Consider the following 24,998-nt stretch of genomic DNA (forward strand, 5'->3'; position numbering starts at 1 on the left):
TCACTGGAATTGTGAACCCGGTCGATTATTGCTCGGGTTGATTATTTTTGGCAAATCCGCCTCCATTAGTCGTGGCATTACCCATGACCAAAAAAGGCGAAAAACTTAACTAACAAACTGTATTTTATAAAAATAATCCATTTAACAGCCTCATCTTAAATACGCATTACTCTGTCGGATCCACCGTCAATTACCCTGAAAACTGTACGTTTACCTGATATTCAGATTGGTTATAACGATATAATAAATTGTTTTTTCAAACCGATTAGTCGCATCCTCAGTCCTATAGATGAGGAGAGAATCATGACCGATATTCCGCTGGTACAGTATTCACACACGGCTAAACGCTTTATCCCCGGCATTCTGCTCACGCTGGCCATTGCCCTCGGCACCGCGTGGCTGGGTAACCAGCCGGTAATGTCAGGACTCGGACTCGGGGCGCTGACCCTGGCGATTATCGTGGGCATCGTGCTCGGCAACACGGTTTATCCCCTGCTGCACCCGCAGTGCGATGAGGGCGTACAGTTCGCCAAGCAGAAGCTGCTGCGGCTGGGCATTATCCTCTACGGCTTCCGGCTGACCTTTCAGCAGGTGATGGATGTTGGACTGAGTGGTGTGGTGGTCGATGTGGTGATGCTCAGCAGCACCTTTCTGATTGCCAGCTATATGGGGTCGCGACTGCTTGGTATCGATCGCCAGACCGCATGGCTGATCGGTGCGGGCAGCAGTATCTGCGGCGCGGCGGCGGTACTGGCTACGGCCCCGGTGGTGAAAGCGGAATCGTCAAAGGTTGCCGTCGCGGTCGCCACCGTGGTGATCTTCGGGACCGCCGGGATCTTCCTCTATCCGTGGATCTGGCATCACGTTGCCTCACTGATCCCGGGCATTTCGGCAACCCAGTTTGGGGTGTATACCGGGTCAACCATGCATGAAGTTGCCCAGGTGGTAGCCGCGGGCCACGCCGTCAGCCCTGAAACCGAAAACGCAGCGGTGATTGCCAAAATGCTGCGCGTGATGATGCTGGCCCCGTTCCTGCTGGTGCTGAGCATCTTTATCAGCCGTGGCACAGCGGAGAGCGGCACAACGGCACAGCGCATCGTCTTCCCGTGGTTCGCGCTGATGTTTATTGTGGTGGCCATGTTCAACTCGTTCCACCTGTTGCCGCTGCCTGTGGTGGCCGCCATCAACAGCCTGGATAATGTCATGCTGGCGATGGCAATGGCGGCACTGGGGCTGAGCACGCGTATCAGCCAGCTGATGAAGGCCGGAACCCGCCCGTTTGCCCTGGGACTGTTCCTGTTTATCTGGCTGATCGTCGGCGGTGGCGCGATTAATCTGCTGGTGCACCACGCGCTGGCTTAACCCGACCGGCGCAGGGGCGCATGCCCGTCGCCCGCTGCGCCGATCACTCCTCCCGGTTCGCCAGCCGCCAGACCAGCGTCTGCCGGGCATGAGCGATTCTCGGCTGGCGCAGCGCGCTCGGCAGCCACACCAGGCTGTAACGGATTTCCGTGTCACCGACCGGCGCACCGAGTGCCACCAGCTCACCGCTGTCTAACTGCGTACGACAAAGGAATTCCGGCATCACCGTCCAGCCGAAGCCCTTACACAGCAGGCTGCGCTGGCCGCGCAGATCCTGGCCGACCATCGCAGGCAACAGTGCGTCATACTTAATCAGGTTTTTATCCAGCCAGCGGTCGATCAGCGACAGCTCAAGGTTGTAGGCCAGCAGCGGTTCCTGAAGTAACGCCAGAGCGAAATCCGGCTGCTGCCGTAGCCGATGTGCCACCGAGGGCGCGGCCACCGCCAGCACGCGATCGGTGAAGATCACTTCACCTTTGAGCCGCGGATCGCTCACCGGATGTGCGGTAATGCCCAAATCACAGTGCCCTTCCACCACCATCTGCACCACCATCTCACCGTCGCCGGTGTGCATATGTACGCGAATATCGTTTTCCAGCAGCGGCAGCAGCTCCCCGGCCAGCTTCTCCGCCATAAAATCCGCGTGGCCGATGATTTGCAGCGTGCCGCTGACGTCCATCGATCGCGCACGGGCAGAAGCCAGCGCCGACTCGGCGGTATCCAGGGTATTGCCGATATCGGCCGCTAAGTCGTCCGCGGCGGCGGTCGGCACCACGCCCTGCGGCTGACGCTGAAACAGCGCGCGGCCCACGGCGACCTCCAGCCCGCTGATATGCTGCGAAACCGCAGGCTGCGTCAGATTCAGCGCTCTGGCCGCGCCGGAAATGGAACCCTGGCGGTAAACTTCAATGAAGGTGCGTAAGCGAACCAGTGACATGCTGACCCCATAAAAATATTTATACCCCTGCAAAAATAGCCTTGTTAGCGGCGAAAATCCACGGCGGGTAAGCTTGCTGCATCTTACGAATCAGCGAAAGGCAATGAATAACATGACTCACAGCACACTTGAGCAGGACTTACAGCACATTCTTCAGACCATGAAGCAGGCACATTTACAGGCGGGTCCGGCCCCGCTGGCACTGCGGCGCGACCGCCTGCTGCGCAGCGCCGCGCTGATCCGCGATAATCATGCGGCGATTGCCGCCGCCATCAACGCCGATTTCGGCCACCGCAGCGCGTATCAGACGATGACCGCCGACCTGCTGACCACGATCGGGATGCTGCAACACGCGGCAGATCACGTGGACGAATGGATGAAACCGGAGGCCGCTGAAGTGCCGGTCGCAGGGATGCAGGCGTGGATTGAACCCCAGCCGCTGGGCGTGGTGGGCGTGATCAGCCCGTGGAATTTTCCGATCAACCTGGCATTCGGGCCGCTGGCGGGCGTGTTCGCCGCAGGCAATACCGCAATGCTCAAGCCGTCGGAGCTGACGCCTGAAACCTCTGCGCTGCTGGCCGAACTGGTGGCACGCTATTTCGCCCCGAATGAGCTGGCCGTCGTACTGGGTGATGCCGCCACGGGCCAGGCGTTCAGCGCCCTGCCGTTCGACCATTTGGTGTTTACCGGCAGCACCTCGGTAGGCAAACACGTGATGCGCGCCGCTGCCGAGAACCTGGTGCCGGTGACGCTGGAACTGGGCGGAAAATCGCCGGTGGTGCTGGATGTCGATGCCGACCCGCAGCTGGCCGCCGAAAGAACCCTGACCATCAAAACCTTTAACGCCGGGCAGATCTGTATTTCCCCCGACTATCTGCTGCTGCCGCAGGCGGCGGAAGAGGCGTTTACCGACGCCGCACGCGCCTTTATCCGCCGATCTTTCCCCGCCGTGCAGGATAACCCGGACTACACCGCCATCATCAGCGATCGCCACTATCAGCGGCTGACCGATCTGCTGGCCGATGCCGCCGCCAAAGGTGCGCGCATTATCAGCCTGGCGCCGGAGGGTGAAGCCGATTTCGATCCGCAGAGCCGTAAAATCGCCCCGCATCTGATCCTCGACGTCAGCGAAGAGATGAAAGTGATGCAGGAGGAGATATTTGGTCCGCTGCTGCCGGTGAAAACCTATGCGGGCGATGTCAGTGAGGCGATGGCCTACATCAATGCTCACCCGCGTCCGCTGGCCGCCTACTACTTTGGCAACGATCCGCTGCGCCAGCAGCAGATGGCGCAGCGGACCACTTCCGGCGCGCTGGTGATCAATGACGTGATGACCCACGCGGCGATCGACAGTCTGCCGTTTGGCGGCGTTGGCGCATCGGGGATCGGTGCCTATCACGGCATTCACGGTTTCCGCCGCTTCAGCCACGCCAAGCCGGTCGTGGTCCAGGATGAAGCGGGCACCACCAATTTACGTCTGCGCGCCCCGTATCAGGATAAAACTGCCGCCGTCACGGCTATGCTTAATCAATAATCACTCTTTACCTCATCACCGGAGAACCCGTAATGAAAATTTTGATGGTACTGACTTCACACGCCGAGCTGGGTAACACCGGTGAGAAAACCGGCTTCTGGCTGGAAGAATTTGCTGCGCCCTACTACGTCTTTAAAGACGCGGGCGCAGAGGTGGTGCTGGCCTCGCCTGCCGGTGGCCAGCCGCCGCTGGACCCGAAAAGCGATCTGCCGGATTTTCAGACGGCAATGACCGACCGCTTTAAGGCCGACAGCGCGGCGCAGCAGGCACTGGCCAGCACCGTGAAGCTGCAGACGGTCAATCAGCAGGACTTTGATGCGGTATTTTATCCCGGCGGCCACGGCCCGCTGTGGGATCTGGCCGAATCCGCCGACTCCATTGCGCTGATTGAAGCCTTTGATCGCGCCGCTAAGCCCATCAGCTTTGTCTGCCACGCGCCAGGCGTGCTGCGCCACGTGAAATCCACCGGCGGCGCACCGCGCGTTCAGGGCAAAAAGGTGACCGGCTTCAGCAACAGTGAAGAAGCGGCGGTGCAGCTGACCGACGTGGTGCCTTTCCTGATTGAGGATGAGTTTATTGCCGCAGGCGCACACTATCAGAAAGGTGCCGACTGGGCCCCGTTCGTGGTGGAGGATGGCAATCTGATCACCGGCCAGAACCCGGCCAGCTCGGAAGATGTGGCGAAGGCGCTGCTGAAAAAACTGGGCTAAACACTCATATTAAGCAAGCATTCTCGGCTTTAAACCACGAAACCGGGCCATCAATAGCCCGGTTTTTTCATGGCCGGTTATCTGTTCTTCATACGGATTTTCATGCGCCTCCCGACGCCATTATTTTCATGCCGCTGCCCGCTTCGCTCCTCACAGCTCTGCCCGTTGTCATCGGTTTCATCCATCTGCCACTGTAGTAATGCCGCTAAATAGCCGTAACGTGCCTCCGGGCTGAAACCCTGCCAGATACGGCCACTGTCGGCTGCGGACAGCCTGAAGTAGTCGCGGAAAAAGTGCGCACTGTCTCTCAACATACTCATTTCATCTCTCCCACGTTTCGCTATCGGCCTGAACAAAGCGGATCGTCCCGTTCCCGGAACGTGAACGATTCGTGATCCGACTCACGCAAGACTTGTTGCATTTTTGTTAGCTTCGTCGCCATAATTACGAACGAAGATAATAAAGCCTTCATTCGAAGCCTAACACACCTGAAGCGGAGCTGTCACGATGAGCGATTTCACCTCTAACACCCTACCTGAAGACCATAAAGCCCTGATCCGGCTGATGAAAAAGCAGCTTCGCCAGCAGATCGGTGATGTTGAAGGGCTTTTTAATCAGGTTAAGCAAAAAATCACGACTGAAATCGCCCATGCCAGAGCAGAAGAAGCCGAGCACGGCACCGCCTGGCCGGTGATTAACTGGGCGGATATCGCTGAAAAACGCATTACTGCTGAACAGATCGCGGCGATCAAAAGGCGCGGCTGCGTGGTGGTGAAGCAAACCTTCCCGCGTGATAAAACCCTGGCGTGGGACACCTCGATGCTCGATTACCTGGACCGCAATGATTTCGATGCGCAATACCGCGGGCCGGGGGATACGTTCTTTGGCAGCCTGGAGGCATCACGACCGGAGATTTATCCAATCTACTGGTCCACCGCGCAGATGGAAGCCCGGCAAAGCGAGGCGATGGCCGAAACGCAGTCGTTCCTCAATCGCCTGTGGAAATTCGAATCGGAAGGCGTGAAGTGGTTTAACCCGGACGTCAGCATCATCTATCCGGACCGGATTCGCCGCCGCCTGCCGGGAACCACCTCAAAAGGGCTGGGTGCACATACCGACTCCGGCGCGCTCGAACGCTGGCTGCTGCCCGCCTATCAGCAGGTTTTCAGCAAAATATTCAACAATCGATTCGACGCATACGACCCGTGGGATGCGGCGCATCGTACCGAGGTTCATGAATATGATGTTGAAAATACGACCAAATGTTCTGCCTTCCGCACCTTCCAGGGCTGGACCGCACTGTCGGATATGCAGCAGGGCCAGGGGTTGCTGCACGTGGTGCCGGTGCCGGAAGCGATGGCCTATGTCCTGCTGAGGCCGCTGCTGGACGACGTTCCGGAAGATGAACTGTGCGGCGTGGCACCGGGCAAAGTGCTGCCGATCTCGCCACAGTGGCATCCTGACTTGATTGAGGGGCTGAGTTCCATCCCGTCACTGCAGGCGGGCGATTCGGTGTGGTGGCACTGTGATGTGATCCACTCGGTGGCACCGGTGACCGATCAGCAGGGCTGGGGCAACGTGATGTATATCCCTGCGGCACCGCTCTGCGAGAAGAATCTGGCCTACGCACACAAAGTGGCACAGGCGCTGGATCGGGGAACGTCGCCGGGCGATTTCCCACGGGAGGACTACGAACGCGACTGGCAGCAGCGCTTTACTACTGCGGATTTGAACAACATCGGCAAGCGCAGCCTCGGGCTGGAATAAGTGACAAAACGGCTGGCCTGAAGTTTTGGGCCAGCCACAATACTCGCTGCCTGGTACAGGCGTAGTGTGCCGCAAAGAATATCTGTTAGACTGAACCGAATTATTCCAGCCTTATCAAAGCCTGAATGAACAGCAGACACGAACATATCATCCAGCTGGTGAACGAAAGAGGCAGCGTTAGCGTCAGCGAACTGGCACAGCTGACCGGCGTTTCTGAAGTCACCATCCGCCAGGATCTCAACGCGCTGGAACGCGACAATTTTTTAAAGCGCGTTCACGGCTCCGCCGTTGCACCCGACAGTGACGACGTGAATTCCCGTATGCAGACCCGCTACAAAATCAAGCAGGGGCTGGCGGAATTTGCCGCTTCACAGATCGGCGACGGTGAAGCCATCTTTATTGAAGGCGGCAGCACCAATGCCCTGCTGGCTCGCGCACTCGCCTCACGCAGCGATCTGACGATTATTACCGTCAGCCATTTTATCGCCCATCTGCTGCGCGACTCGCAGTGCGAAGTGGTTATCCTTGGCGGCCAGTATCAGAAAAGCAGCGAATCCGTGGTCGGGCCGTTAACACGCTACTGCATCCAGCAGCTTAACTTCCATAAAGCCTTTATCGGCGTGGACGGCTGGCATGCGGACACCGGCTTTACCGGCCGCAATATGATGCGCTGCGACGTAGTGAACGCGGTGATGGCCAGGGGCACCTGGACCATCGCGCTGACGGATTCGTCCAAATTCGGCAGCGTCCACCCCTACCCGATCTCGATTGAGCATACCTTTAGCCAGATTATTACCGATGATGGATTGTCGCCTGACATCCGTAACACGCTGATTAAGCAGAAATATCAGCTGGATATTGTCGCACAGCGCCGCTAACACCAGGCAGACTGACGGTCGTTTTCAGCTAAAAAAGGATTTACCGCCATGACAATAACCATCCGCGCAGCAACGCCCGATGATATCGACGGTCTGTTTCACGTGCGCACTTCGGTCCGCGAAAATACGCTGACCTGTGAAGAGCTTGAAGAAATGGGGATCACCAGGGCCGCCGTGACCGCCATGATCCAGAATTCATCCTGTGCCTGGGTGGCGGCTGAAGACCAGCAAATCGTCGGATTTTCCATGATTATCCCGGAAGATGCCTGCCTGTTTGCCGCCTTTGTTCTTCCTGAATATGAAAACAGAGGAATTGGCAAACGACTGGTTCAGGTTGCTGAAGATCAGCTGTTCCGGCAGCACGACGTTATCTGGCTGGAAACGGGTAAAATTACGCGCGCAGCCGGATTCTATCGTCATAGCGGATGGGGCAACGAAACCGCCGCAGACGAAGGTGATATCCGCCTGGAAAAACGCAGAGCATAACGGTCGTTCGATACCAAAGAAGGAATCAGCAATATGGCTGAAAACGCTAAAGGTCGTGCCAGGTGGTATCTGGGCAGCGTGCTCTGGTATGGCGGCCTGAACAATAAGACCGGCAAAGAGAACCAGTTTGGCTTCCTGAAATCGGAAAGCCGGGCCGAGCTATTCTTTCATAAAAGCGAGATTGTCGGCAGCCAACTGCCCGATGAAAACTCGCCGGTGCTTTTTCGTGAAGGTGTGGGCAAACATGCTAAGCCCACTGCGTATGAGGTCCATCTGCTTGATGTGGCCGCAACGGCCGATAAACTGGTGGATTACTTCAGTGCCTTCGGCCAGGGCGAAATTCAGTTCAACGGCTGGCCGCAGCGAGAAAAAGTCATTACCTGCTTCGTCCGGGCCTGGGGAGATGATGTCGTCAGCAGGCTGATTGCCAGCGGCATCGCCCCCTACCACCTGTTAGCGCTGTTTCAACAGCGTCGATATTATCCAGAGCTGTTTGAAGCTATCGCCAGCCACAAAGATTTTAACGATCTGATCGCACTAGACATTAGCCCTGACACCCTGCCACGCGAGTTTATCGATAGACATGTTGAGCAGTTCGCCGCATGGATGAAAAAATGGGCCGGAAACCATCCTGCGCCTTCGCCCACGCAGTCTGCGCTAATAGAAACGCTGCTGAAAAAAATTTCGCTTAGCGCCACGCTCTATCTGGCGTTTTTCAACTGCCTGCCGGGTGAAACGCTTCTTAAGCATCGCGGCAGCGATATTGACGAGTTTATCCGACGAAGCTTCGGCCAGGATAAAATGGCGGTTGAACCTTATATTCGTGATGCTTATCCGCGTGCGTTTGCCTCAAAAGCCGACTGGTACCAACATCCGGTATTCCGTGACTTTATCACCCCCTGCCTGCTGAAGCAGAAGATGTTCAGAAAGGATTTCAGCTTCGTCAGTGATATCGAGTCCAGCCCGGAACTATCCGCCGATCCGGAATTTTTTATTCTCGCTAAACTGCTGCCGCTCATCGGCCGCAACGACGAAGCAGCAATACAGAGCGTGATCCTGCATGAGATCTGGCAGGCACTGCTCTCGGGCAGATTCACCGTTGGTCATCCTGCCATCTTCAGACTGTTTCCGCAGTGTACATCGCTGCAAAAACGCTTCAGGCATATCAGGTTGTCATGCGAAGCGTTCCACTGGCGGGCAAAACAGGCCGACGGCTCGACAGAAAACCGCTTCCTCTGCCGGTCGAAAGTCTGCGAGGAACCACGCGTCCTGCCCGATCTCAGTAAAGCGTTTGTGGATTTCTCGATCTATGACTGGCTGGCACACTACGGTATGCAATATATGGTCGTGGGTGAGCCGTCGAAGCGTGATTTACCGATTAAACTGGCCGCCTGGTTTAACCGTATCAGAGAGCTGTTTGCCCGCCTCAACTGCCGCAGCTGCAGTCTGCTGATGGTTCCCAATATGAAATATTCCCGCGTCGAGGTTACCGTGTGGGATGCAGCAAGCAACGGGTTTATCCGTAAACCTTTCCAGGCAGCCTATCGCCTGACGGTGTTTAAATGCGCCAGCCACGGCTGCGAACAGTTTGACATCAGCCACTATATCAACCACTGCATTGGCTATAAATGCAGTGAAATTATTGATGACAGGGATCTGACGGAGAAATGCGACGAAGGGCGGTATATCTGTGCTTTCTGCGGCTCTTGCTGTACGCATCACAGGGAAAAATATGGCAATACCGGCGGCGGCGAAACGGAAGCGGTGCAGTACGAGCGCTTCTACGGTGGTTCGCCTTATTTCAACCGTTAAGCTGAGTCACACAAATACAGATCCTTTATGAATCATCAGGTATTACGAAGACTTAGCGGCTACAGATGGAGTAACATGAGGAACATGGAACCGTGAAGGCAGGCTATTGTTTATGAACCGTAAACCCACCATGAAAGAACTGGTTGCTGCTACGCAGTTTAGCCGCGCAACCATCGATCGCGTCCTCAACAATCGTCCGGGGGTCAATCCCAGAACCGTTGAAGCCGTTCAGCACGCCTATGCCTCGTTGCTGGTGGAGGCCGCGGGCGATATGAAGCCTGCCGTAGTGAAACAGAACGCCCATTTTGCGCTGGTGGTTCAGGGCGGCGCGGAGTACAACGCATCGGTAAAACAGGCAGGCGAGAAGATCGCAAGCCAGCTCAAGACACGGGGAGTCACGCTGGATATCGCCGATTGCCCGGTCACCGATGACGACGAGGTGGTGCGTTTAATCACACAGCAGGCTGAGAGCGCCGATGCCATCGCTATCGTGGCGAAAAACACGCCGGTAATAAATGCAGCGGTACTTAAACTGAAGCAACAGGGAAAGCGTATCATTGCGCTGGTCAGCGATCTTGATCCTGACGCCCGCGATGCCTATATCGGCATCAACAATCGTGCGGCGGGCCAGGCGGCTGGCTTTATTCTGGGCCGACATCTACAGCACTGCCCTCAGTCCAGCGTGGCGGTGATTGTTGGCACGCTCTCCTACAGTTGCCATGACGACCGCGAAATTGGTTTCCGCGCGCAGATCAGAAAAACCCTGCCTTCGGTCAACGTACTGGAAGTGGTTTCAGGCAATGACGATACGCAACAAACCTACGATGCGGCGATACAGCTGCTGAAAAACGATCCGGATATCCGCGCGGTTTACAACGTTGCCGGAGGGAACGAAGGGCTTGTCGCCGCGCTGGAAGAATACCAGGGCACGATAAAACCGGTGGTGATCACCCATGAAGTCAATGAGGTTACCGAACGCCTGATCCTGGCGGAGAAAATTGACTATATCCTGTCGCAAAATATCCCGCAGCTGCTGCTCGAAACGGTAGACAGATTGATTGCGCTGAATCAGCAGAAACCGGTGTCAGCGCATACCTTTGTGCCGATTGAGATTGTTACCCGCTTTACACTGATGCCGGGCTAATCGAAGCTGGATGCTGGCAACTATCCAACATCTGGCATCTGGCATCTGGCATCTGGCATCTGGCATCCAGAGTTTGCCCTGAGCACTGTACGTTTGAAACAGGCCGCCGGGCAATTTATACCGGAAGGTGCAACCTAAAGCGGTTTCAGCACCAGTACCGCGTAGCGGCACGCCCGCTTGCTGCGGTTGATAAACACACAGTCGGCAGGATCGCCCAACGCGAGGCAGTCCCCTTCTTCCAGCTCAAAGGTTTTTTCCCCCTCCTGGAACACCAGTTCGCCACTGATTACCCAGATTAACTGGCGGCGGGACAAATAGGAGATGGACGGCATCGGCACCGATACGCCCGCTGGCAGCTCAACACTGACCAGATCCGCCGGGATCTGCTGCGGGGAAACGTGCCGCCGAATATATCCCGTTTCCGGATCCTGCCACACCGGCTGCTGAGCCAGCGTCAGCAGCGTGCCCGACTGCATCTCACTCTGCGCAATCAGCTGGGACATACTCATATCAAACGATCCCGCCAGCCTGGCCAGTAACGTCGCCGTCGGGCTGCTCTCGCCGCGTTCAATTTTATGGATCATCGCCCGGGAAACGCCGGACTGCTGTGCCAGGTCGGTCAGCGACCAGCCTCGCAGTTCCCGCTCCAGCTTAATGCGCTGGCCGATGCGGCGATTAATATCATCTTCTTTACTGGACAAGTTATCTAACATAGTGGATAAATAAAATAGTAAACAATATGTCCACTTTATTAGATGAAACCGGAGGTGTCTATGGTCAAGATCGGAACGGCAGTTGAGAATGATGCAGCGGTAATAACCGAGATCTATAACGATGCGGTGCAGAACACCACGGCAATCTGGAATGAGAAAACGGTGGATATCGGCAACCGTATTCAGTGGATTCGCGACCGCCAGGCGGCCGGGTTTCCGGTGCTGGTGGCGGTGAGCGAGGCGGGGGAGACCATTGGCTATGCCTCCTACGGCGACTGGCGCCCCTGGGATGGCTATCGTCATACGGTTGAACATTCCGTCTATGTTCATAAAGACGCACGCGGCCACGGCGCGGGGCTGGCGCTGATGTCAGCCCTCATTGAACACGCGCGCAAACACGGCAAACACGTGATGGTAGCAGGGATTGAATCCGGCAATCAGGCGTCGATTGCGCTGCATGAAAAGCTGGGATTTGAGCAGAGCGGCCAGCTTCATGAAGTGGGTATGAAGTTTGGCCGCTGGCTGGATCTGACCTTTATGCAGCTGAAACTGGATACGCGGGAGCGTCCGTGATGGTGGCCGCACGCCAGGCCGCTACACCTCCCCTTTCACCAGTTCAACAAACCGCTCCACTAGCGGATTCGGGCGGGCAGAAGACCAGGCGACTGCCGTGGTGACCACTTCAATCCGCTCTTCCAGCGGTAACGTCACCACGCTGGTGAGCGACAGATGTTTCAGCGATGCCGGGACCAGCGCAATGCCCTGCCCGCAGCCGACGAAAGCAATCTGTAGTGCTACGGAGCGGACCTCATGGAGAATGCGTGGCGAAAAGCCCTCACTGTGGCAGGCGGAGATGATGCTGTCGAAATAGCCCGGATTGAGGTAACGATAAAACATCACCCACTCTTCATTCATCAGCGATCGCAGGCTGATTCGGCTCTGCCCGGCCAGACGGTGATCGTGCGGTAGCGTCACCACCAGTTCCGCACTGGAGATCGGCAGCGATTCGATGCCTTCCCCCTGTTCACCGGTCAGGCGGGCGAAGGCCAGGTCAATTTCGCCATTCTGTAGCGCCGGAATCGCCTCGGCGCTGTCGATCTCCTTAATGGAAATCACGATATCCGGGTTCAGTGCCTTCATCCGCCGGATGTAGCCGGGAAGTACGTCCAGCATCGCGGCGCTGATGGCACCGATCGTCAGCACGCCGCTGTGTCCGGCAACGGCTTCGTTGATTGCCACTTCGAGCCGTTCCACCTGCTCCGCAAACTTCTTCACCGCAGGAAGGATCGCCAGGCCGACCGGCGTCAGCTGCACGTTTCTTTTTGAGCGGTCGAAGAGCTTAACTTTTAGCGATTGTTCCAGCACCTGGATTTGCTGGGTTAAGGGAGGCTGCGTCATGCCTAATTTCCTGGCTGCACGGCCAAAGTGTTTCTCTTCGGCCACGGCAAGGAACAGCCACATATGGCGGATGATACGGAAGTTAATCATTTTCTCTCGATAGGCTGTGGATATGAGAGCCCTGCTGGATGGCGGTTTTGTATATCGAACTTTAGCGCTGGTGGGGTGAGATATTCAACATTTTGCCAGAGGGTTTTATGAGGGCGTGACGTCTGCGAATAGGGTGACGGCTTAGACTGGTCGGGGCACCGCTCGGGCGGGTCCTCGCGCCGCTTTGCGGTGCCCTCACTTCGCTCGTCAGCCGGTCGGACCGCCACAGACGCGCGTCCTGCGCGGCTGTGACTTTCGGCCACGTCCGTGTGGCCGAATCCTGGCTTCCTCGCTACGTTCAGCGCTGCGGATTGCCCGTTCGGCACCCCGGCCAGTCTGCTTTTTACTGTTGCGTTGCCTGTTTGAAAAAAGAGTCTGGCTCTGGCTCTTAAAATTAACGAACACGCGATCTTCAAACAGCGATGCCAACTGTAACAGGGGCTCGGCCTCGGCGGCTGCCGGATAATCCGCAGCGCTGAGGTGGAGGCATTGGGCCAGGAGAGCGCAGCATGGAGGCTGCGCTCAGGTCGGGCTTGAACAGGGATGTTCAATCCTGGCCGATCCGCACGGCACAATGCAGTAACCGAAGGGACCGCAAAGCGGCGCGAGGACCGTCCGGAAGTCGCCGAGGCCGAGCCCCCCTCTCTTTGCTTACCGCCACTGCTGCTATCACGTCAGCAGCAGCTGAGGCCGGACCATCCTCCCGGCTCTCAACGCGAAGCCCCCGCCCTTGAATCATATAAAATGCATATCAGACACATACATGATTACGATTTCACATATCAGAAACCGTCAGCGATTATCTCTCTTATCGCAAAACACACGCCCCGCTAAACCCCAAGGAACACGCAGAACAACAAATTATCCGGCCGGACAGGCACCTGACCACAGCATTGATTTAACCGCTATTCGGCGTGAATCGAACCGCCGACAGCATTTCACTCTTCAGATATAAAATGGTTCAAATGACGCTATCCGCCCCATCCCGCGCAGCCGGGATTACGTTCGCCGTACTCGCCGCCTTTGGCTTTTCGTTTAAGGCGATTTTCGTCAAGCTTGCCTATCAGTCCGCACCCGTGGATGCCGTTACCCTGCTGGCGCTACGAATGAGTATGTCGCTGCCGTTTATCCTGCTGATGGCGATCCCCATCCTGCGCCAGGGCCCGGCGCTGACGCGTAAAGATTATGGATGGCTGTTCCTGCTCGGCGTGGTGGGCTACTACGGTTCCAGCATGCTGGACTTTATGGGCCTGCAGTATATCTCCGCCGGGCTGGAGCGGCTGATCCTGTTCACCTACCCGATGCTGACCATCCTGCTCGGGGTCGCTTTTTTGGGGAAAAAGTTTGAAAGAAAGGTGCTGCTGGCGATGGCGCTCGCCTACGCGGGGATTATCTTCGCCTTTATGCACGACGTCAGTGTCTCCAGCGAAATTGGCACGGTGATCACCGGCGGTCTGCTGGTATTCGGCTGCGCGGTGCTGTATGCCGGTTACAGTGCCGGGTCGGAAGCGGCCATTGCCCGTCTTGGCGCGATGAAGTTCTCCGTGCTGGCGCTGCTGGTGTCTACCCTCGCCACGCTGGTTCACTTCCTGTTCACCCATCGACTGACGGCGCTGAATCTTCCCCTGCCGGTTTACGGCTGGTGCCTGGCGATGGCGCTGTTCTCCACGGTGCTGCCGATTTTCTGGCAGTCCGCCGCCGTGTTCCGCATCGGTGCCGCCAGGGCAGTGATGATTGGCCTGCTTGGCCCGGTACTGACCATTTTCTTTAGCTGGTGGCTGTTAAAGGAACCGATCTCGCTGGAACAGATGGTGGGAACGGTACTGGTGATAGGCGGGCTGCTGGTGGTCATCCGCCGTTAACGCACCTGGCCAAGCTCAGGCCTCTTTGAGGGGAACGGCACTGGCCGAATCACTGACCGCGGCCTTCGCGGTCAGTGATCCCAGAGCATCAGCAGTACTTCGGTTTCATCCACACCGTGCCCTGCTCGTGGCTGTCTACCACCGCATCGACAAACGCCACGCCTTTCAGCCCGTCGTAAATCTGCGGCACCGCCGCGCCTGCCAGGCCCGGTTCCTGCCCCGCATCACGCGCCCGCAACGCATCGGCGAATCCACTGTAGAGGTTCGAAAATGCCTCGATGTAGCCTTCGGGATGGCCCGGCGGCGTGCGGGTGCGGGAACGGGTTAACGCTGCCAGGTCGTCGCGCCCGCGTTTAATGACCTGGCTGTTGCCCTCCAGCGGCGTAAAGAGCAGTTCATTCGGCTGCTCCTGCGCCCACATCAGGCTGCCGGTTTCGCCAAAAACGCGCAACCGCAGCGAGTTGGAGCAGCCAATCGCCACCTGCGACGACCACAACATCCCCCGGGCGCCGCCCTCATAGCGGATCAGGACATGGGCGTTATCGTCCAGCGCACGCCCCGCAACAAACGTCGCCAGATCGGCCATCACGCTTTCGGCCTTCAGCCCGGTCACATAGCCCGCCAGATGGTAGGCATGAGTACCGATATCGCCCACCGAGCCACCCCGTCCGTTTTTCTTCGGATCGACGCGCCAGGCGGCCTGCTGATTATTTTTCAGCTCCACGCCGGTCGCCATCCACTCCAGCGGATACTCCACCTGCACCGTACGCACCTGGCCGATCAGCCCGGCGGCAATACGCTGCCGCGCCTCGGCAATCAGCGGATAGCCCGCATAGGTATAGGTGACGCCGAGGAAGCCGCCGGTACGCTGAACCACTTCGGCCAGCAGCTCCGCATCCTCCAGCGTGCTGGTCAGCGGCTTTTCGCAAATCACATCGATCCCCGCCTCCAGGCAGGCGCGCGCCACGGGATAGTGGGTGAAATTGGGCGTGCAGATAGCAATCACATCCACGGCGTCTTCACGCGCGGATTCGGCGGCGATCATCGCCGTAAAATCGTCATAGGAACGGTCGGCGGCAATAAAGTTTTCTGCCGCAAAAGCATGCCCTCGGGCAGCATTGATATCGAATGCCCCGGCAACCAGCTCATACTGATTATCCAGCCGGGCAGCAAAGCGGTGGATGCCGCCGATGTAGGCTCCCTCGCCGCCGCCGACCATCCCCAGGCGAATGCGCCGCCCCTTCAGTGGTGTTTTTTTCATGATGGTCAAAGCCCCAAAATTTTACGGTTAAGCGCCGGATCGGCCCAGGATTTACAGAAATCATCAAAGGATTTATCGGTCACGCGGATGATATGGTCGCGGATAAATTTCGCCCCCTCGCGCGCGCCGTCTTCGGGATTTTTAAAGCAGCACTCCCACTCCAGCACCGCCCAGCCGTCAAAACCGTAGCCCGTCAGTTTGGAGAAGATTGCGGAAAAGTCGATTTGCCCGTCTCCCGGCGAACGGAAGCGCCCGGCACGGCTGCTCCAGGGCTGATAGCCGCCCCAGGCTCCGCTTTTACCGTTGGGGCGGAACTCGGCATCCTTCACGTGAAAGGCTTTAATCCGTTCATGGTAGTGATCGATAAACGCCAGATAATCCATGCCCTGTAGCACCAGATGGCTGGGGTCATACATCATATTGCAGCGGGGATGGTTGCCGGTTTTCGCCAGAAAGCGCTCGAAGGTCAGGCCGTCGTGCAGATCCTCGGTAGCGTGGATCTCGTAGCAGACGTCCACTCCCTGCTCGTCAAAAGCGTTGAGGATCGGCAGCCAGCGGCGCGTCAGTTCATCAAAACCCTCCTCAATTAGCCCTTCCGGCCACTGCGGATAGGGGTAGAGATAGGGCCATAGCAGCGTGCCGGAAAACGTTACGTGTTTGCTTAAACCGAAACGGCGGGAGGCCTTCGCCGCCAGATGCAGCTGTTCGGTCGCCCAGCGCTGGCGTTCCTGCGGGTTGTTGCGCACGGCTTGCGGCGCAAAGCTGTCGGCAGGCAGATTAAATGCCGGATGCAGCGCCACCAGCTGCCCCTGCAAATGGCTGGCTAAATCGGTGAGTGTCAGATCGTGTTCGGCGAGGATGCCGAGAATGTCATCGACGTAGGTCTGGCTTTCCGCCGCGCGCGCCAGATCGATCAGCCGCGTATCCCAGGTGGGGATCTCCACGCCCTTAAATCCTTTCTCCGCCGCCCATGCCGCCATACCGGCCAGCGTATTGTAAGGTGCGCTGTCTCCGGCAAACTGCGCCAGGAATACACCAGGACCTTTAATTGTCTTCATTGTGGCTCCTGTAGAAAAAGGCACCTGCGGGAAACGCAGGTGCAAATAACCCCACTAAAAATCATTACTTCGTCATAAACTGCTGATAGTTCTGCGGCGTAACCTGCTGGAATGGAATGAATTTAATGTCCTCAACTTTGCCGCCTTTCGCGGCTGTCTCGGCCATATCTACCGCGCCGTAGGCCTGTGATTTCGCATCCTGGAACACGGTGACGGTCAGCAGGCCGGTTTTAATCGCCTGCAACCCGTTCGGACCGCCGTCGGTGCCGCCGACCAGAATGTCTTTACCGGGCTTCAGACCGTTACTCTTAATCGCCATCGCCGCTCCAATCGCCATTTCATCGGCGTTCGCGGACAGAATGTCGATTTTGTCCCCGGCGAGGAGCCAGTTGTTCATCAGGTTCATACCGTCTTCACGCATCCATTTGGCGGTATCTTCCAGCGTCACGTGCATATTCGGGTGTTTGGCGATGACCTCTTTCGCGCCCTGGGTTCTGAAGCGGGTCGCATCGTTGCTCAGCAGCCCTTTCATGATCGCCACGTTGACGCTTTTACGATCCTTCACCATCTCGGCCAGATACTCCATTTGCAGCCTGCCCGCTTCCACCTCATCGCTGCCGATATAGCTGACGCCGTCCCCCATTTTCGAGTCCGACGGCATACGGTTGAGATAAATCAGCGGAATTTTGGCCTTTCTGGCGGCCTCGCTCATGTTTTTAGTGCCCTGGGTATCCACCGGGTTGACGATAATCACATCAACCTTACCGTTGATAAAATTCTGTACCTGGCTCAGCTGCTTATCGACCGCGCCCTGCGCATCTTCAAACTGCACTTTCATATCGGGGTAGGTTTTGCTTTGGTCCAGCACGTATCCCCGCAGGCGGGACAGGAAGACATCATCCATTTGTGCGATGCTGACGCCCACCTGAACGGCAAAAGCGGCCGGGCTGAGCGTGAGAAGGGTCAGACAGAGTAAGAGTGATTTTTTCATTATTGCCTTCCACATTAATGGGTTAATCGGCGTTAACCGACTACGAAGGTTTATTATCAACTGCCGTTATTTAAAAATGGCCCTGCCTGTCAGCAGGACTTCGCACCATTTTTTCCAATAATAAGATCGGAGCAATAAAAATTGCAATGCACGAAAATTGAGCGCATTTCACGGATGAAACGTGCGTTAAGCGTTTTAAATTCATCATGTTAATGTTTTGTTAATTACTAAAATGCCGTTATCACCCGCCAGGCAGAATCGTTTTCTTAGAGGGTAATCACATTAATTCAGGGGAAATGAACTGAGATCGTTACGGGTTCCACAACGCCTGTTCCGTTGCTACCCTATGAACGTTAATTAACTGTTATTGAGGCAAGGGATGAAAGTGGTTACAGAGCAGGCTGATGCAGAGTTTATGCAGGCATTTTTTGAAAACGAGGCCGAAGGCGAACACGACGAGCGGCGAACGGTGAAAATTCAACAGGCCCTGACCACCGCCGTCGGGCAGAAAAACCGCGAGTCGACGCTGTTCTGGCAGCACGCCATCACTTTCCTGGCGCTGTTTGTTTTTCTCTATGCCGCGCTGGGCGCATCGCTGACGCTGGATCTCTCCGCCGGGAATGCCAGCCACGGCCATAAAAGCATTGAATATGCGCTGGAAGCCATTCCGGTGCTGATCGCTTTTTCCGGCTACTTTATTGCCATTCTGTACCTGTTCCACTGTAAAACCAGCGCCCGCCGTACGGAAAGCTGGGACCGGGCCATCCACGCGCTGGAGTCTCAGAGCTCCGGCAGCCTGTTTACCGCCGTGAACGCCCGCAGTTCAGGGGCCAGCGACTATTCCAGCCCGGCGATTGCCACCGCGCTGGCGCTGTTTATCGGTCTGACATGGCTGGTGATTTATAACTATCTGACCTTCACCACCAGCGGCGTGATGGGCAGCGTGATCTCGCTGTTTATCAGTACCATGACCTATGTGATCCTCGATATCCAGCTGCTGAAACCAACGCATAACCACGCGGCACCGGAAGAGCCGGAAAAAGCAGAAGATAAAACGGAAGAGACAAAGAAAACTCCTGAACAGGATTAAGTTCGACGCTGGCACTGACACTGATTTTGACGTAGCGGGTGGTAATGCAGCAGCATTTTCACCCGTGTTGCCCCATACTGACTGCTGTCACAGCTGAAGCTGACCAGCCTTGTAAACTCCCCGGAGACGGGCCACCGCAGGAGATGTTATGAAATTTCTACTCCCCATCCTCTTACTTTTCACCGCGGCCTCTGCCAGCGCGGCGGACGAGCAGCAAACCCAGGCCAGCTATATCAACCATCTGTGCAGCGTAGTGGTCAAACAGCCGGAAGCGTCAGCGGACTATTACCTGCAAAAAATTAAAGAGATGAGCATGCGCGGCGAATCACCGTCGGCGCTGAATAAAGACGAGTTCGATCAGGAGATTGCCGAAGAAGTGGTTAACAGCTGGCAGTCGCTGTCGCCGGAACAGCGCCAGCAGGCAAAATCTACCGATGCCTGCCAGCAGCTGATGGCCAGCGAATTCCAGCAGGCCGATTAATCGTTGATGCGGCGTTCCGGTCAGCCGGAAGCGCCGCATTAAGCCGTCAGTCCGCCAGTTGCCAGATACACTCGTAAGGACGCAGGCGGCCCTTCGTCGCAGCATCCTCGTAGTTATGCAGCAGCACTTCACCGCTTAGCGCAGGCAGCGTCACCGCCTGCTCTTCACCGCTCAGATTCGCCAGCACGCGCAGGGTTTTCCCCCCGGCGGAACGGGTATAGCACCAGATAAACGGATGATCGGGCAGCAGATCCTGGTAATCGCCCTCGGTCAGCAGCGGCTCGTTTTTACGCAGCTGAATCAGCCGCTGATAGTGATAAAACACCGAGTCGTGATCGGCCAGCGCCTGCTCCACGTTGATCTGGCTGGCGTTATGCGCCACCGGGATCCACGGCGTACCGGCGCTGAATCCGGCCTGCGCATCGGCGCTCCACTGCATCGGCGTGCGGCTGTTATCGCGGGATTTACGCGCCAGAATGCGCAGCAGCTCCTCATCGCTGTGCCCGGTACTCTTCAGCTCGGCGTACATATTCAGGCTTTCCACATCGCGATACTGTTCAAGGCGGGTGAAGCCCGGATTGGTCATGCCGATCTCTTCGCCCTGATAAATATACGGCGTGCCCTGCATCCCGTGCAGCACCATCGCCAGCATCTTCGCCGAGGTGACACGCAGCTCACCCTCATCGCCAAAGCGCGAAACGATGCGCGGCTGATCGTGGTTACACCAGAACAGCGCGTTCCAGGCGTGGCCGTGCATCCCCTGCTGCCACTCGCGGAATATCTGCTTCAGCAGCACGTAATCCGGCGCGGCGTCGGTCCACTTATTGCCGTTGGGATAGTCCACTTTCAGATGGTGGAAATTAAAGGTCATCGACAGCTCGCTGCCGTCATTGGCGGCGTAGCGGCGGCAGTCCTCCAGCCGGGTAGATGACATCTCGCCCACGGTCATCAGGCCCAGCGGCTGAAACACATCGGTGCTGAACTCGTGCAGAAAATCGTGAATACGCGGCCCGTCGGTGTAAAAACGGCGGCCGTCGCCCACGTCATCCGGCAGATAATCCTGCTGCTTCGAGACCAGATTCACCACGTCCAGCCGCAGGCCGTCAACGCCCTTCTGTGCCCAGAAGCGGCAAACCTGCTTCAGCGCTTCGCGCACCGGCGGATGCTCCCAGTTCAGGTCTGCCTGTTCGGTAGCAAACAGGTGCAGATAGTACTGCCCGCTCGCTTCGTGCCACTGCCAGGCCCCGCCGCCAAACTTGGATCGCCAGTTGTTCGGCGGCCCGCCGTTTTCGGCCGCATCCCGCCAGATGTAGAACGGGCGGAACTCGCTGTCGCGATCCTGCGACTTGAGGAACCACTCGTGATGCGTTGAGGTGTGGTTAAACACCATATCCATCACGATGCGAATACCGCGCCGATGCGCTTCCGCCGTCAGCTGCTCGAACTGTTCCATGGTGCCGTAGGCCGGGTCGATGGCGCAGTAATCGGCCACGTCGTAGCCGTTATCCACCTGCGGCGACAGGTAAATCGGCGTCAGCCACAGCGCGTCCACGCCCAGCGTTTGCAGATAATCCAGCCGGTTGATAATGCCGCTGATATCGCCCGTGCCGCTGCCAGTGGTGTCCTGAAAACTTTTTGGGTAAATCTGGTAGATGGTTCCGTTCTTCCACCACTGCACTTCGTTACTCATTGCCTGTTCCTTATTAAATACCACTACACCGCGGCCAGCGCGTCGCGGCGCGCCTTACGCTGGTAAACCAGCACGGTCAAAATAATCGGGATAACAGTTGCTGCCAGCATCGCCAGCGCGTAAACGCTCCAGAACTGCGGCTTGATAGAGAGGATGCCCGGCAGGCCGCCGACGCCAATACCGTTCGCCGTCACGCCTGCCAGTCCGCAGATCAGCGCCGCCACGGCGGAGCCGATCATCGCGCACAGCATCGGGAAACGGTATTTCAGATTGATGCCGTACATGGCCGGTTCGGTCACACCGAGGAACGCGGAGATCGCCGCCGGAACCGAGATTTCACGTTCGTTATGTTTTTTACTGACGATAATCACGCCCACTACCGCCGCACCCTGGGCAATATTCGACAGGGCAATCAGCGGCCAGACCGGCGTGCCGCCGGTGCTCTGCACCATCTGCATATCGATCGCCAGCGTGGTCTGATGCACGCCGGTAATCACCAGCGGCGCGTAGAGGAAGCCGAACAGCGTCGCACCAATCGGCGCAAAACTGCCGGTCATCACGCTTTTCACCGCGAACGCCACGCCGTCACCGATCATGCGGCCGAACGGCCCGATCAGCGTGTGGGCAAGGAACACCGCAATCAGCAGCGAGGTCACCGGCACGATAACCAGATACAGGTAGGCGGGTACGATGCGCTTCAGCGCATTTTCCACCAGCGCCAGCGCCATACCGGCCAGCACGGACGGGATCACCTGCGCCTGATAGCCGACTTTTTCGATGGTGAACCAGCCGAAGTTCCACACTTCCGGCAGCTGCTGCCCGAGGTTATAGGAGTTCATCAGCTGCGGAGACACCAGAGTGATGCCCAGCACGATGCCGAGGATCTCGGTGCCGCCCATTTTTCTCACCGTTGACCAGCACACCGCCACCGGCAGGAACATAAACACCGCTTCGCCCAGCAGCCACAGGAAGTCGTAAACCGACTGCCACATTGGATGCATCTGCGCCAGCGTCTGGCCGTTGCTGAAGGGAATATCACCGATAACGTTGCGGAAGCCGAGGATCAGACCGCCGCTGATCAGCGCGGGCAGCAGCGGGAAGAAGATCTCCGCGAAGTGCGAAATGCTGCGCTCAAACAGGCTCATATTCTGCCGGGCGGCAATTTTTGCCTGCTCTTTGCCGACTTCAGCCTGGCCGATCGTGGCAATCAGCACTTTGTAGTAGTCGCCGACTTCCGGCCCGATCACCACCTGGAACTGCCCGGCGTTAGTGAAGCAGCCTTTGACCATCGGCAGCTCTTCCAGCCCCTGCGGCGAGGCCTTCTTCGGATCGCTCAGGACAAAACGCAGACGGGTTATACAGTGGGTTACGGTGGCGATGTTGTCTTTGCCGCCGACAAGGTCGATCAGCCGATCAACATCCTGTTGCTTAACTTTACTCATAAGAAGTGGCCTTATCTCTGGAAGTGTCCAATGCCGGGTCAGGGGCTGTCTGAAATCGACGCAAGAATATCCAGATCCGCTACGCCCTGTCATGGGAACGTTCCCAGTTTTGCAGAAACGATCACAAATTTTCAGGATCGTAAGGGTTTAATCGGGCCGAAAGGCGGCGTTAAAGCGCCAGTTTTCCGCGAATAATCGTCTGCTGCAGATCGGTTGAACCCTCAAGCTGCGCCAGCAGCTGCCGGGCAGCGGCATCGCCGGCAGCACCGTATCCCAGCTCCACGGAGAAGGATTCCGGGAACAGGAAATGCAGCAGCGGTAGGTTACCGATACTGCACACCAGCACGCCGCTAATCTGCTGTTGCTGAAGGTATTTTTGCGCGCCTAGGGCAATAGTGTCGGAGGCACACACCACCGCGCGGATATCGTGTTTCAGCAGCTGCGGCAGCAGATCGTAGCCGCTCTGCCAGGTCAGCTCGCCCAGTGCGATATGCGCTGCCAGCCCGTGATACTCACAGCACTCTTCGTAGGCGCGCGTACGCTTCAGGCCGGTGGTGGTGTCGCGGGGGGAAACACCGATAAAACCGATCTCGTTAATCTGTCTGTCCAGCAGCGTCTTCATCAGCAGTTGCACCGCCCCGGCGTCGTCATAACACACCGAAGAGAGGCCGGGCATCTCGCGGGCCATCATCACCAGTTTATCGCGCCACGGCAGCAGCATTTTTGCCGTCAGGCCGGTAAAACCAAACAGGATCACCCCGTCGATATTACGCTGCTTCAGCACCTGCAAATGCTCTTTGACCCGCTCCACGCTGAACTGACTTTCCAGCACGATGGCGTCATAGCCCTGCTGATAGAAAAGCGGCAGCATGGCGCGCACCGCCTGATTTTCAGAGGGTGAATCCAGGCGCGACACGACAATGGCGATGACCTTGTCGCTGAAGCCACGCATCGCCCGCGCCGACTTGGACGGGCTGAAGTTATGCTCTTCAATCACCTGCAGCACGCGCTCGCGGGTTTCCGGCCGAACGTTTTCTTCGTTGTTCAGCACGCGGGAAACGGTGGATTTCCCCACCCCGCTGAGGCGGGCAATGTCCTTGATCGTCAGGCGATTTTGCATGGTGTGTTCTGTTCAGCTGGCTATGGCGGGCAGTTTACCGCCTTTCCCGGCTAAAAATACAGGATAGGATGGTGCGCAGATATGGCCTGACAGGGGAAACGAACGGACGCGACGGCTCAGATTGGCGGTAATAATCTGACCTGCGTAATGCGGTCACGGCCCTGGGCCACTGCAGCGCTTAATTCCGCCAGAGCATCAGGGAACTGTATTTCCGAATATGACAAATCCACGACCTTAATTCGACACGGAGAATCGGCGAATTCAGAAATAATCACTCTTGTAGATATCACGCAATTATATTACTGATGAAGTACTGGCAATAACTATTTCTGAACGATCTTTCCTGAACCAATCGCCTGAACGAAAACGATTGCTTAACGCTGACGACACCCGTTTTTCACGGCAACAACATCAATTTTTTGATCTGTGAAAACTCACACCCAACAGACAAATAACAATATGATTCTAAATGAATATTTATATTCACATAGCACCATAAAATCAACAGAAATATGTCTCCATCTTTAGTCGATATGAATCGTCAGGAATGATAGTAAAATTGATTCCTGTTAACCCCTGCATGCCCATATGCTGAAAACATGATTTATCCCTGACTGCTGCCAAATATCGCGCCATTCATTGAACCTTATCGCGCTTTTATTTCACAAAAGTGTAAGTGTTGTGATAATAAAATAATAAATGTGCAACAAAAAATAAACAAAGCACTTCTATATTGGCCCCTTCAATTTTTGGGAGGGAGTGCCATGCGTAACTGGAGTGAGCCTAAAAAAAATAAAGCCCATATCGAACTGATCCCGATGATCGATGTGATGATGTTTTTACTGGTTTTCTTTGTTCTGATTAGCCTGAATGTGATCCCGGCTCTGGGCTTGAAAACCCAGCTGCCGTCGGCCAGTAGCGCCCTACAGCTTAAACCGCAGAAAAAAGCCATCATCACCCTCGGTAGTGGCGAACAGCTACAGCTGGACGGCCAGCCGTTGGCCATCGATGCGCTGGTGAATACCCTGAAGCAACAGCAGCAGGAAAACCAGACCACCACGATTATCGTCAACAGCGATAAAGACGTGGCGGTCGAGCGCCTGGTTACCGTGATGGATACCCTACGCCAGGGCGGTTTCTTCTCCATTTCTATCGCCACACGGAAGCAGTGA

At 56.7% G+C, this 24,998-nt stretch carries 23 protein-coding genes; 13 read left to right on the plus strand and 10 right to left on the minus strand.

All coding sequences use genetic code 11. The features are described 5' to 3' along the window. The first annotated feature begins 303 nt into the window (after window positions 1-303). Window positions 304-1,362 carry a YeiH family protein gene (locus OMR58_RS01485; protein ID WP_264544961.1) on the plus strand — a complete coding sequence of 353 codons (1,059 nt, stop codon included), beginning with the start codon at window positions 304-306 and terminating at the stop codon, window positions 1,360-1,362. A 43-nt stretch (window positions 1,363-1,405) separates the two neighbouring features. Here the strand turns inward: OMR58_RS01485 and OMR58_RS01490 are convergent, their stop codons facing one another. Continuing rightward, the gene (locus tag OMR58_RS01490; RefSeq protein WP_264544962.1) at window positions 1,406-2,299 is read right to left on the minus strand and encodes a LysR family transcriptional regulator; all 894 of its coding nucleotides are present in this window, start codon (window positions 2,297-2,299) and stop codon (window positions 1,406-1,408) included. 112 nt (window positions 2,300-2,411) lie between these two features. On the opposite strand from OMR58_RS01490, the gene OMR58_RS01495 reads away from it, so the two are divergent. Both OMR58_RS01495 and OMR58_RS01500 read left to right on the plus strand, forming a co-directional pair. Then, on the plus strand, window positions 2,412-3,833 hold the full coding sequence (locus OMR58_RS01495; RefSeq protein ID WP_264544963.1) for a coniferyl aldehyde dehydrogenase: 1,422 nt from the start codon (window positions 2,412-2,414) through the stop codon (window positions 3,831-3,833). Between the two features lie 32 nt (window positions 3,834-3,865). Then, window positions 3,866-4,543 (plus strand): type 1 glutamine amidotransferase domain-containing protein, encoded by a 678-nt coding sequence (locus OMR58_RS01500; RefSeq protein ID WP_264544964.1) that lies wholly within the window; start codon window positions 3,866-3,868, stop codon window positions 4,541-4,543. 77 nt (window positions 4,544-4,620) lie between these two features. Here OMR58_RS01500 and OMR58_RS01505 read toward each other — a convergent pair whose 3' ends face one another. Beyond that, window positions 4,621-4,863: a hypothetical protein gene (locus OMR58_RS01505; protein ID WP_264544965.1), complete on the minus strand. Its 243-nt coding sequence runs from the start codon at window positions 4,861-4,863 to the stop codon at window positions 4,621-4,623. Between the two features lie 187 nt (window positions 4,864-5,050). Between OMR58_RS01505 and OMR58_RS01510 the strand changes: the two genes are divergently transcribed. The 5 genes from OMR58_RS01510 to OMR58_RS01530 all read left to right on the plus strand — a co-directional run bounded on the left by OMR58_RS01510 (window position 5,051) and on the right by OMR58_RS01530 (window position 10,630). Next, a complete protein-coding gene (locus tag OMR58_RS01510) occupies window positions 5,051-6,310 on the plus strand; it encodes a DUF1479 domain-containing protein (RefSeq protein ID WP_264544966.1) in 1,260 nt (419 codons plus the stop codon). Window positions 6,311-6,435: 125 nt separating this feature from the next. Then, window positions 6,436-7,188: a DeoR/GlpR family DNA-binding transcription regulator gene (locus OMR58_RS01515; protein ID WP_200559192.1), complete on the plus strand. Its 753-nt coding sequence runs from the start codon at window positions 6,436-6,438 to the stop codon at window positions 7,186-7,188. Between the two features lie 48 nt (window positions 7,189-7,236). Next, window positions 7,237-7,674 carry a GNAT family N-acetyltransferase gene (locus tag OMR58_RS01520; RefSeq protein ID WP_264544967.1) on the plus strand — a complete coding sequence of 146 codons (438 nt, stop codon included), beginning with the start codon at window positions 7,237-7,239 and terminating at the stop codon, window positions 7,672-7,674. Between the two features lie 33 nt (window positions 7,675-7,707). Beyond that, window positions 7,708-9,486 (plus strand): cold-shock protein, encoded by a 1,779-nt coding sequence (locus tag OMR58_RS01525; RefSeq protein ID WP_264544968.1) that lies wholly within the window; start codon window positions 7,708-7,710, stop codon window positions 9,484-9,486. A gap of 112 nt (window positions 9,487-9,598) precedes the next feature. Beyond that, window positions 9,599-10,630 carry a substrate-binding domain-containing protein gene (locus OMR58_RS01530; protein WP_105591946.1) on the plus strand — a complete coding sequence of 344 codons (1,032 nt, stop codon included), beginning with the start codon at window positions 9,599-9,601 and terminating at the stop codon, window positions 10,628-10,630. Window positions 10,631-10,764: 134 nt separating this feature from the next. Here OMR58_RS01530 and OMR58_RS01535 read toward each other — a convergent pair whose 3' ends face one another. Beyond that, window positions 10,765-11,343 (minus strand): helix-turn-helix domain-containing protein, encoded by a 579-nt coding sequence (locus OMR58_RS01535; RefSeq protein WP_264544969.1) that lies wholly within the window; start codon window positions 11,341-11,343, stop codon window positions 10,765-10,767. Window positions 11,344-11,403: 60 nt separating this feature from the next. Here OMR58_RS01535 and OMR58_RS01540 point away from each other — a divergent pair, with 60 nt between their 5' ends. After that, window positions 11,404-11,916, plus strand: coding sequence for a GNAT family N-acetyltransferase (locus OMR58_RS01540; RefSeq protein WP_264544970.1), 513 nt, complete (start codon window positions 11,404-11,406; stop codon window positions 11,914-11,916). A 21-nt stretch (window positions 11,917-11,937) separates the two neighbouring features. Here the strand turns inward: OMR58_RS01540 and OMR58_RS01545 are convergent, their stop codons facing one another. Then, on the minus strand, window positions 11,938-12,831 hold the full coding sequence (locus tag OMR58_RS01545; protein WP_264544971.1) for a LysR family transcriptional regulator: 894 nt from the start codon (window positions 12,829-12,831) through the stop codon (window positions 11,938-11,940). Window positions 12,832-13,796: 965 nt separating this feature from the next. On the opposite strand from OMR58_RS01545, the gene OMR58_RS01550 reads away from it, so the two are divergent. Then, window positions 13,797-14,693 carry a DMT family transporter gene (locus OMR58_RS01550; protein WP_264544972.1) on the plus strand — a complete coding sequence of 299 codons (897 nt, stop codon included), beginning with the start codon at window positions 13,797-13,799 and terminating at the stop codon, window positions 14,691-14,693. Between the two features lie 88 nt (window positions 14,694-14,781). Here the strand turns inward: OMR58_RS01550 and OMR58_RS01555 are convergent, their stop codons facing one another. The 3 genes from OMR58_RS01555 to OMR58_RS01565 all read right to left on the minus strand — a co-directional run bounded on the left by OMR58_RS01555 (window position 14,782) and on the right by OMR58_RS01565 (window position 18,003). Beyond that, window positions 14,782-15,954 (minus strand): Gfo/Idh/MocA family protein, encoded by a 1,173-nt coding sequence (locus OMR58_RS01555; protein WP_264544973.1) that lies wholly within the window; start codon window positions 15,952-15,954, stop codon window positions 14,782-14,784. A 5-nt stretch (window positions 15,955-15,959) separates the two neighbouring features. Then, window positions 15,960-17,012: a sugar phosphate isomerase/epimerase family protein gene (locus OMR58_RS01560; protein WP_264544974.1), complete on the minus strand. Its 1,053-nt coding sequence runs from the start codon at window positions 17,010-17,012 to the stop codon at window positions 15,960-15,962. A gap of 64 nt (window positions 17,013-17,076) precedes the next feature. After that, window positions 17,077-18,003 (minus strand): substrate-binding domain-containing protein, encoded by a 927-nt coding sequence (locus OMR58_RS01565; protein ID WP_200547250.1) that lies wholly within the window; start codon window positions 18,001-18,003, stop codon window positions 17,077-17,079. 379 nt (window positions 18,004-18,382) lie between these two features. Between OMR58_RS01565 and OMR58_RS01570 the strand changes: the two genes are divergently transcribed. Next, entirely contained in the window at window positions 18,383-19,093 is a 711-nt protein-coding gene (locus tag OMR58_RS01570; RefSeq protein ID WP_444861282.1) for a RipA family octameric membrane protein, read from the plus strand. Window positions 19,094-19,241: 148 nt separating this feature from the next. After that, a complete protein-coding gene (locus tag OMR58_RS01575; RefSeq protein ID WP_200559203.1) occupies window positions 19,242-19,574 on the plus strand; it encodes a hypothetical protein in 333 nt (110 codons plus the stop codon). A 46-nt stretch (window positions 19,575-19,620) separates the two neighbouring features. On the opposite strand, the gene treC is transcribed toward OMR58_RS01575, so the two are convergent. From treC to treR, 3 genes are all read right to left on the minus strand, one after another. Further along, window positions 19,621-21,264: an alpha,alpha-phosphotrehalase gene (treC, locus tag OMR58_RS01580; RefSeq protein WP_264544975.1), complete on the minus strand. Its 1,644-nt coding sequence runs from the start codon at window positions 21,262-21,264 to the stop codon at window positions 19,621-19,623. A 23-nt stretch (window positions 21,265-21,287) separates the two neighbouring features. Further along, a complete protein-coding gene (gene treB, locus OMR58_RS01585; protein ID WP_200559205.1) occupies window positions 21,288-22,706 on the minus strand; it encodes a PTS trehalose transporter subunit IIBC in 1,419 nt (472 codons plus the stop codon). A gap of 169 nt (window positions 22,707-22,875) precedes the next feature. Then, window positions 22,876-23,826 (minus strand): trehalose operon repressor TreR, encoded by a 951-nt coding sequence (gene treR / locus OMR58_RS01590; protein WP_264544976.1) that lies wholly within the window; start codon window positions 23,824-23,826, stop codon window positions 22,876-22,878. 764 nt (window positions 23,827-24,590) lie between these two features. On the opposite strand from treR, the gene OMR58_RS01595 reads away from it, so the two are divergent. Next, window positions 24,591-24,998 carry an ExbD/TolR family protein gene (locus OMR58_RS01595; protein WP_264544977.1) on the plus strand — a complete coding sequence of 136 codons (408 nt, stop codon included), beginning with the start codon at window positions 24,591-24,593 and terminating at the stop codon, window positions 24,996-24,998.

This window comes from Erwinia sp. INIA01, from assembly GCF_025947915.1.
GTDB classification, from domain to species: Bacteria; Pseudomonadota; Gammaproteobacteria; order Enterobacterales; family Enterobacteriaceae; genus Erwinia; species Erwinia coffeiphila.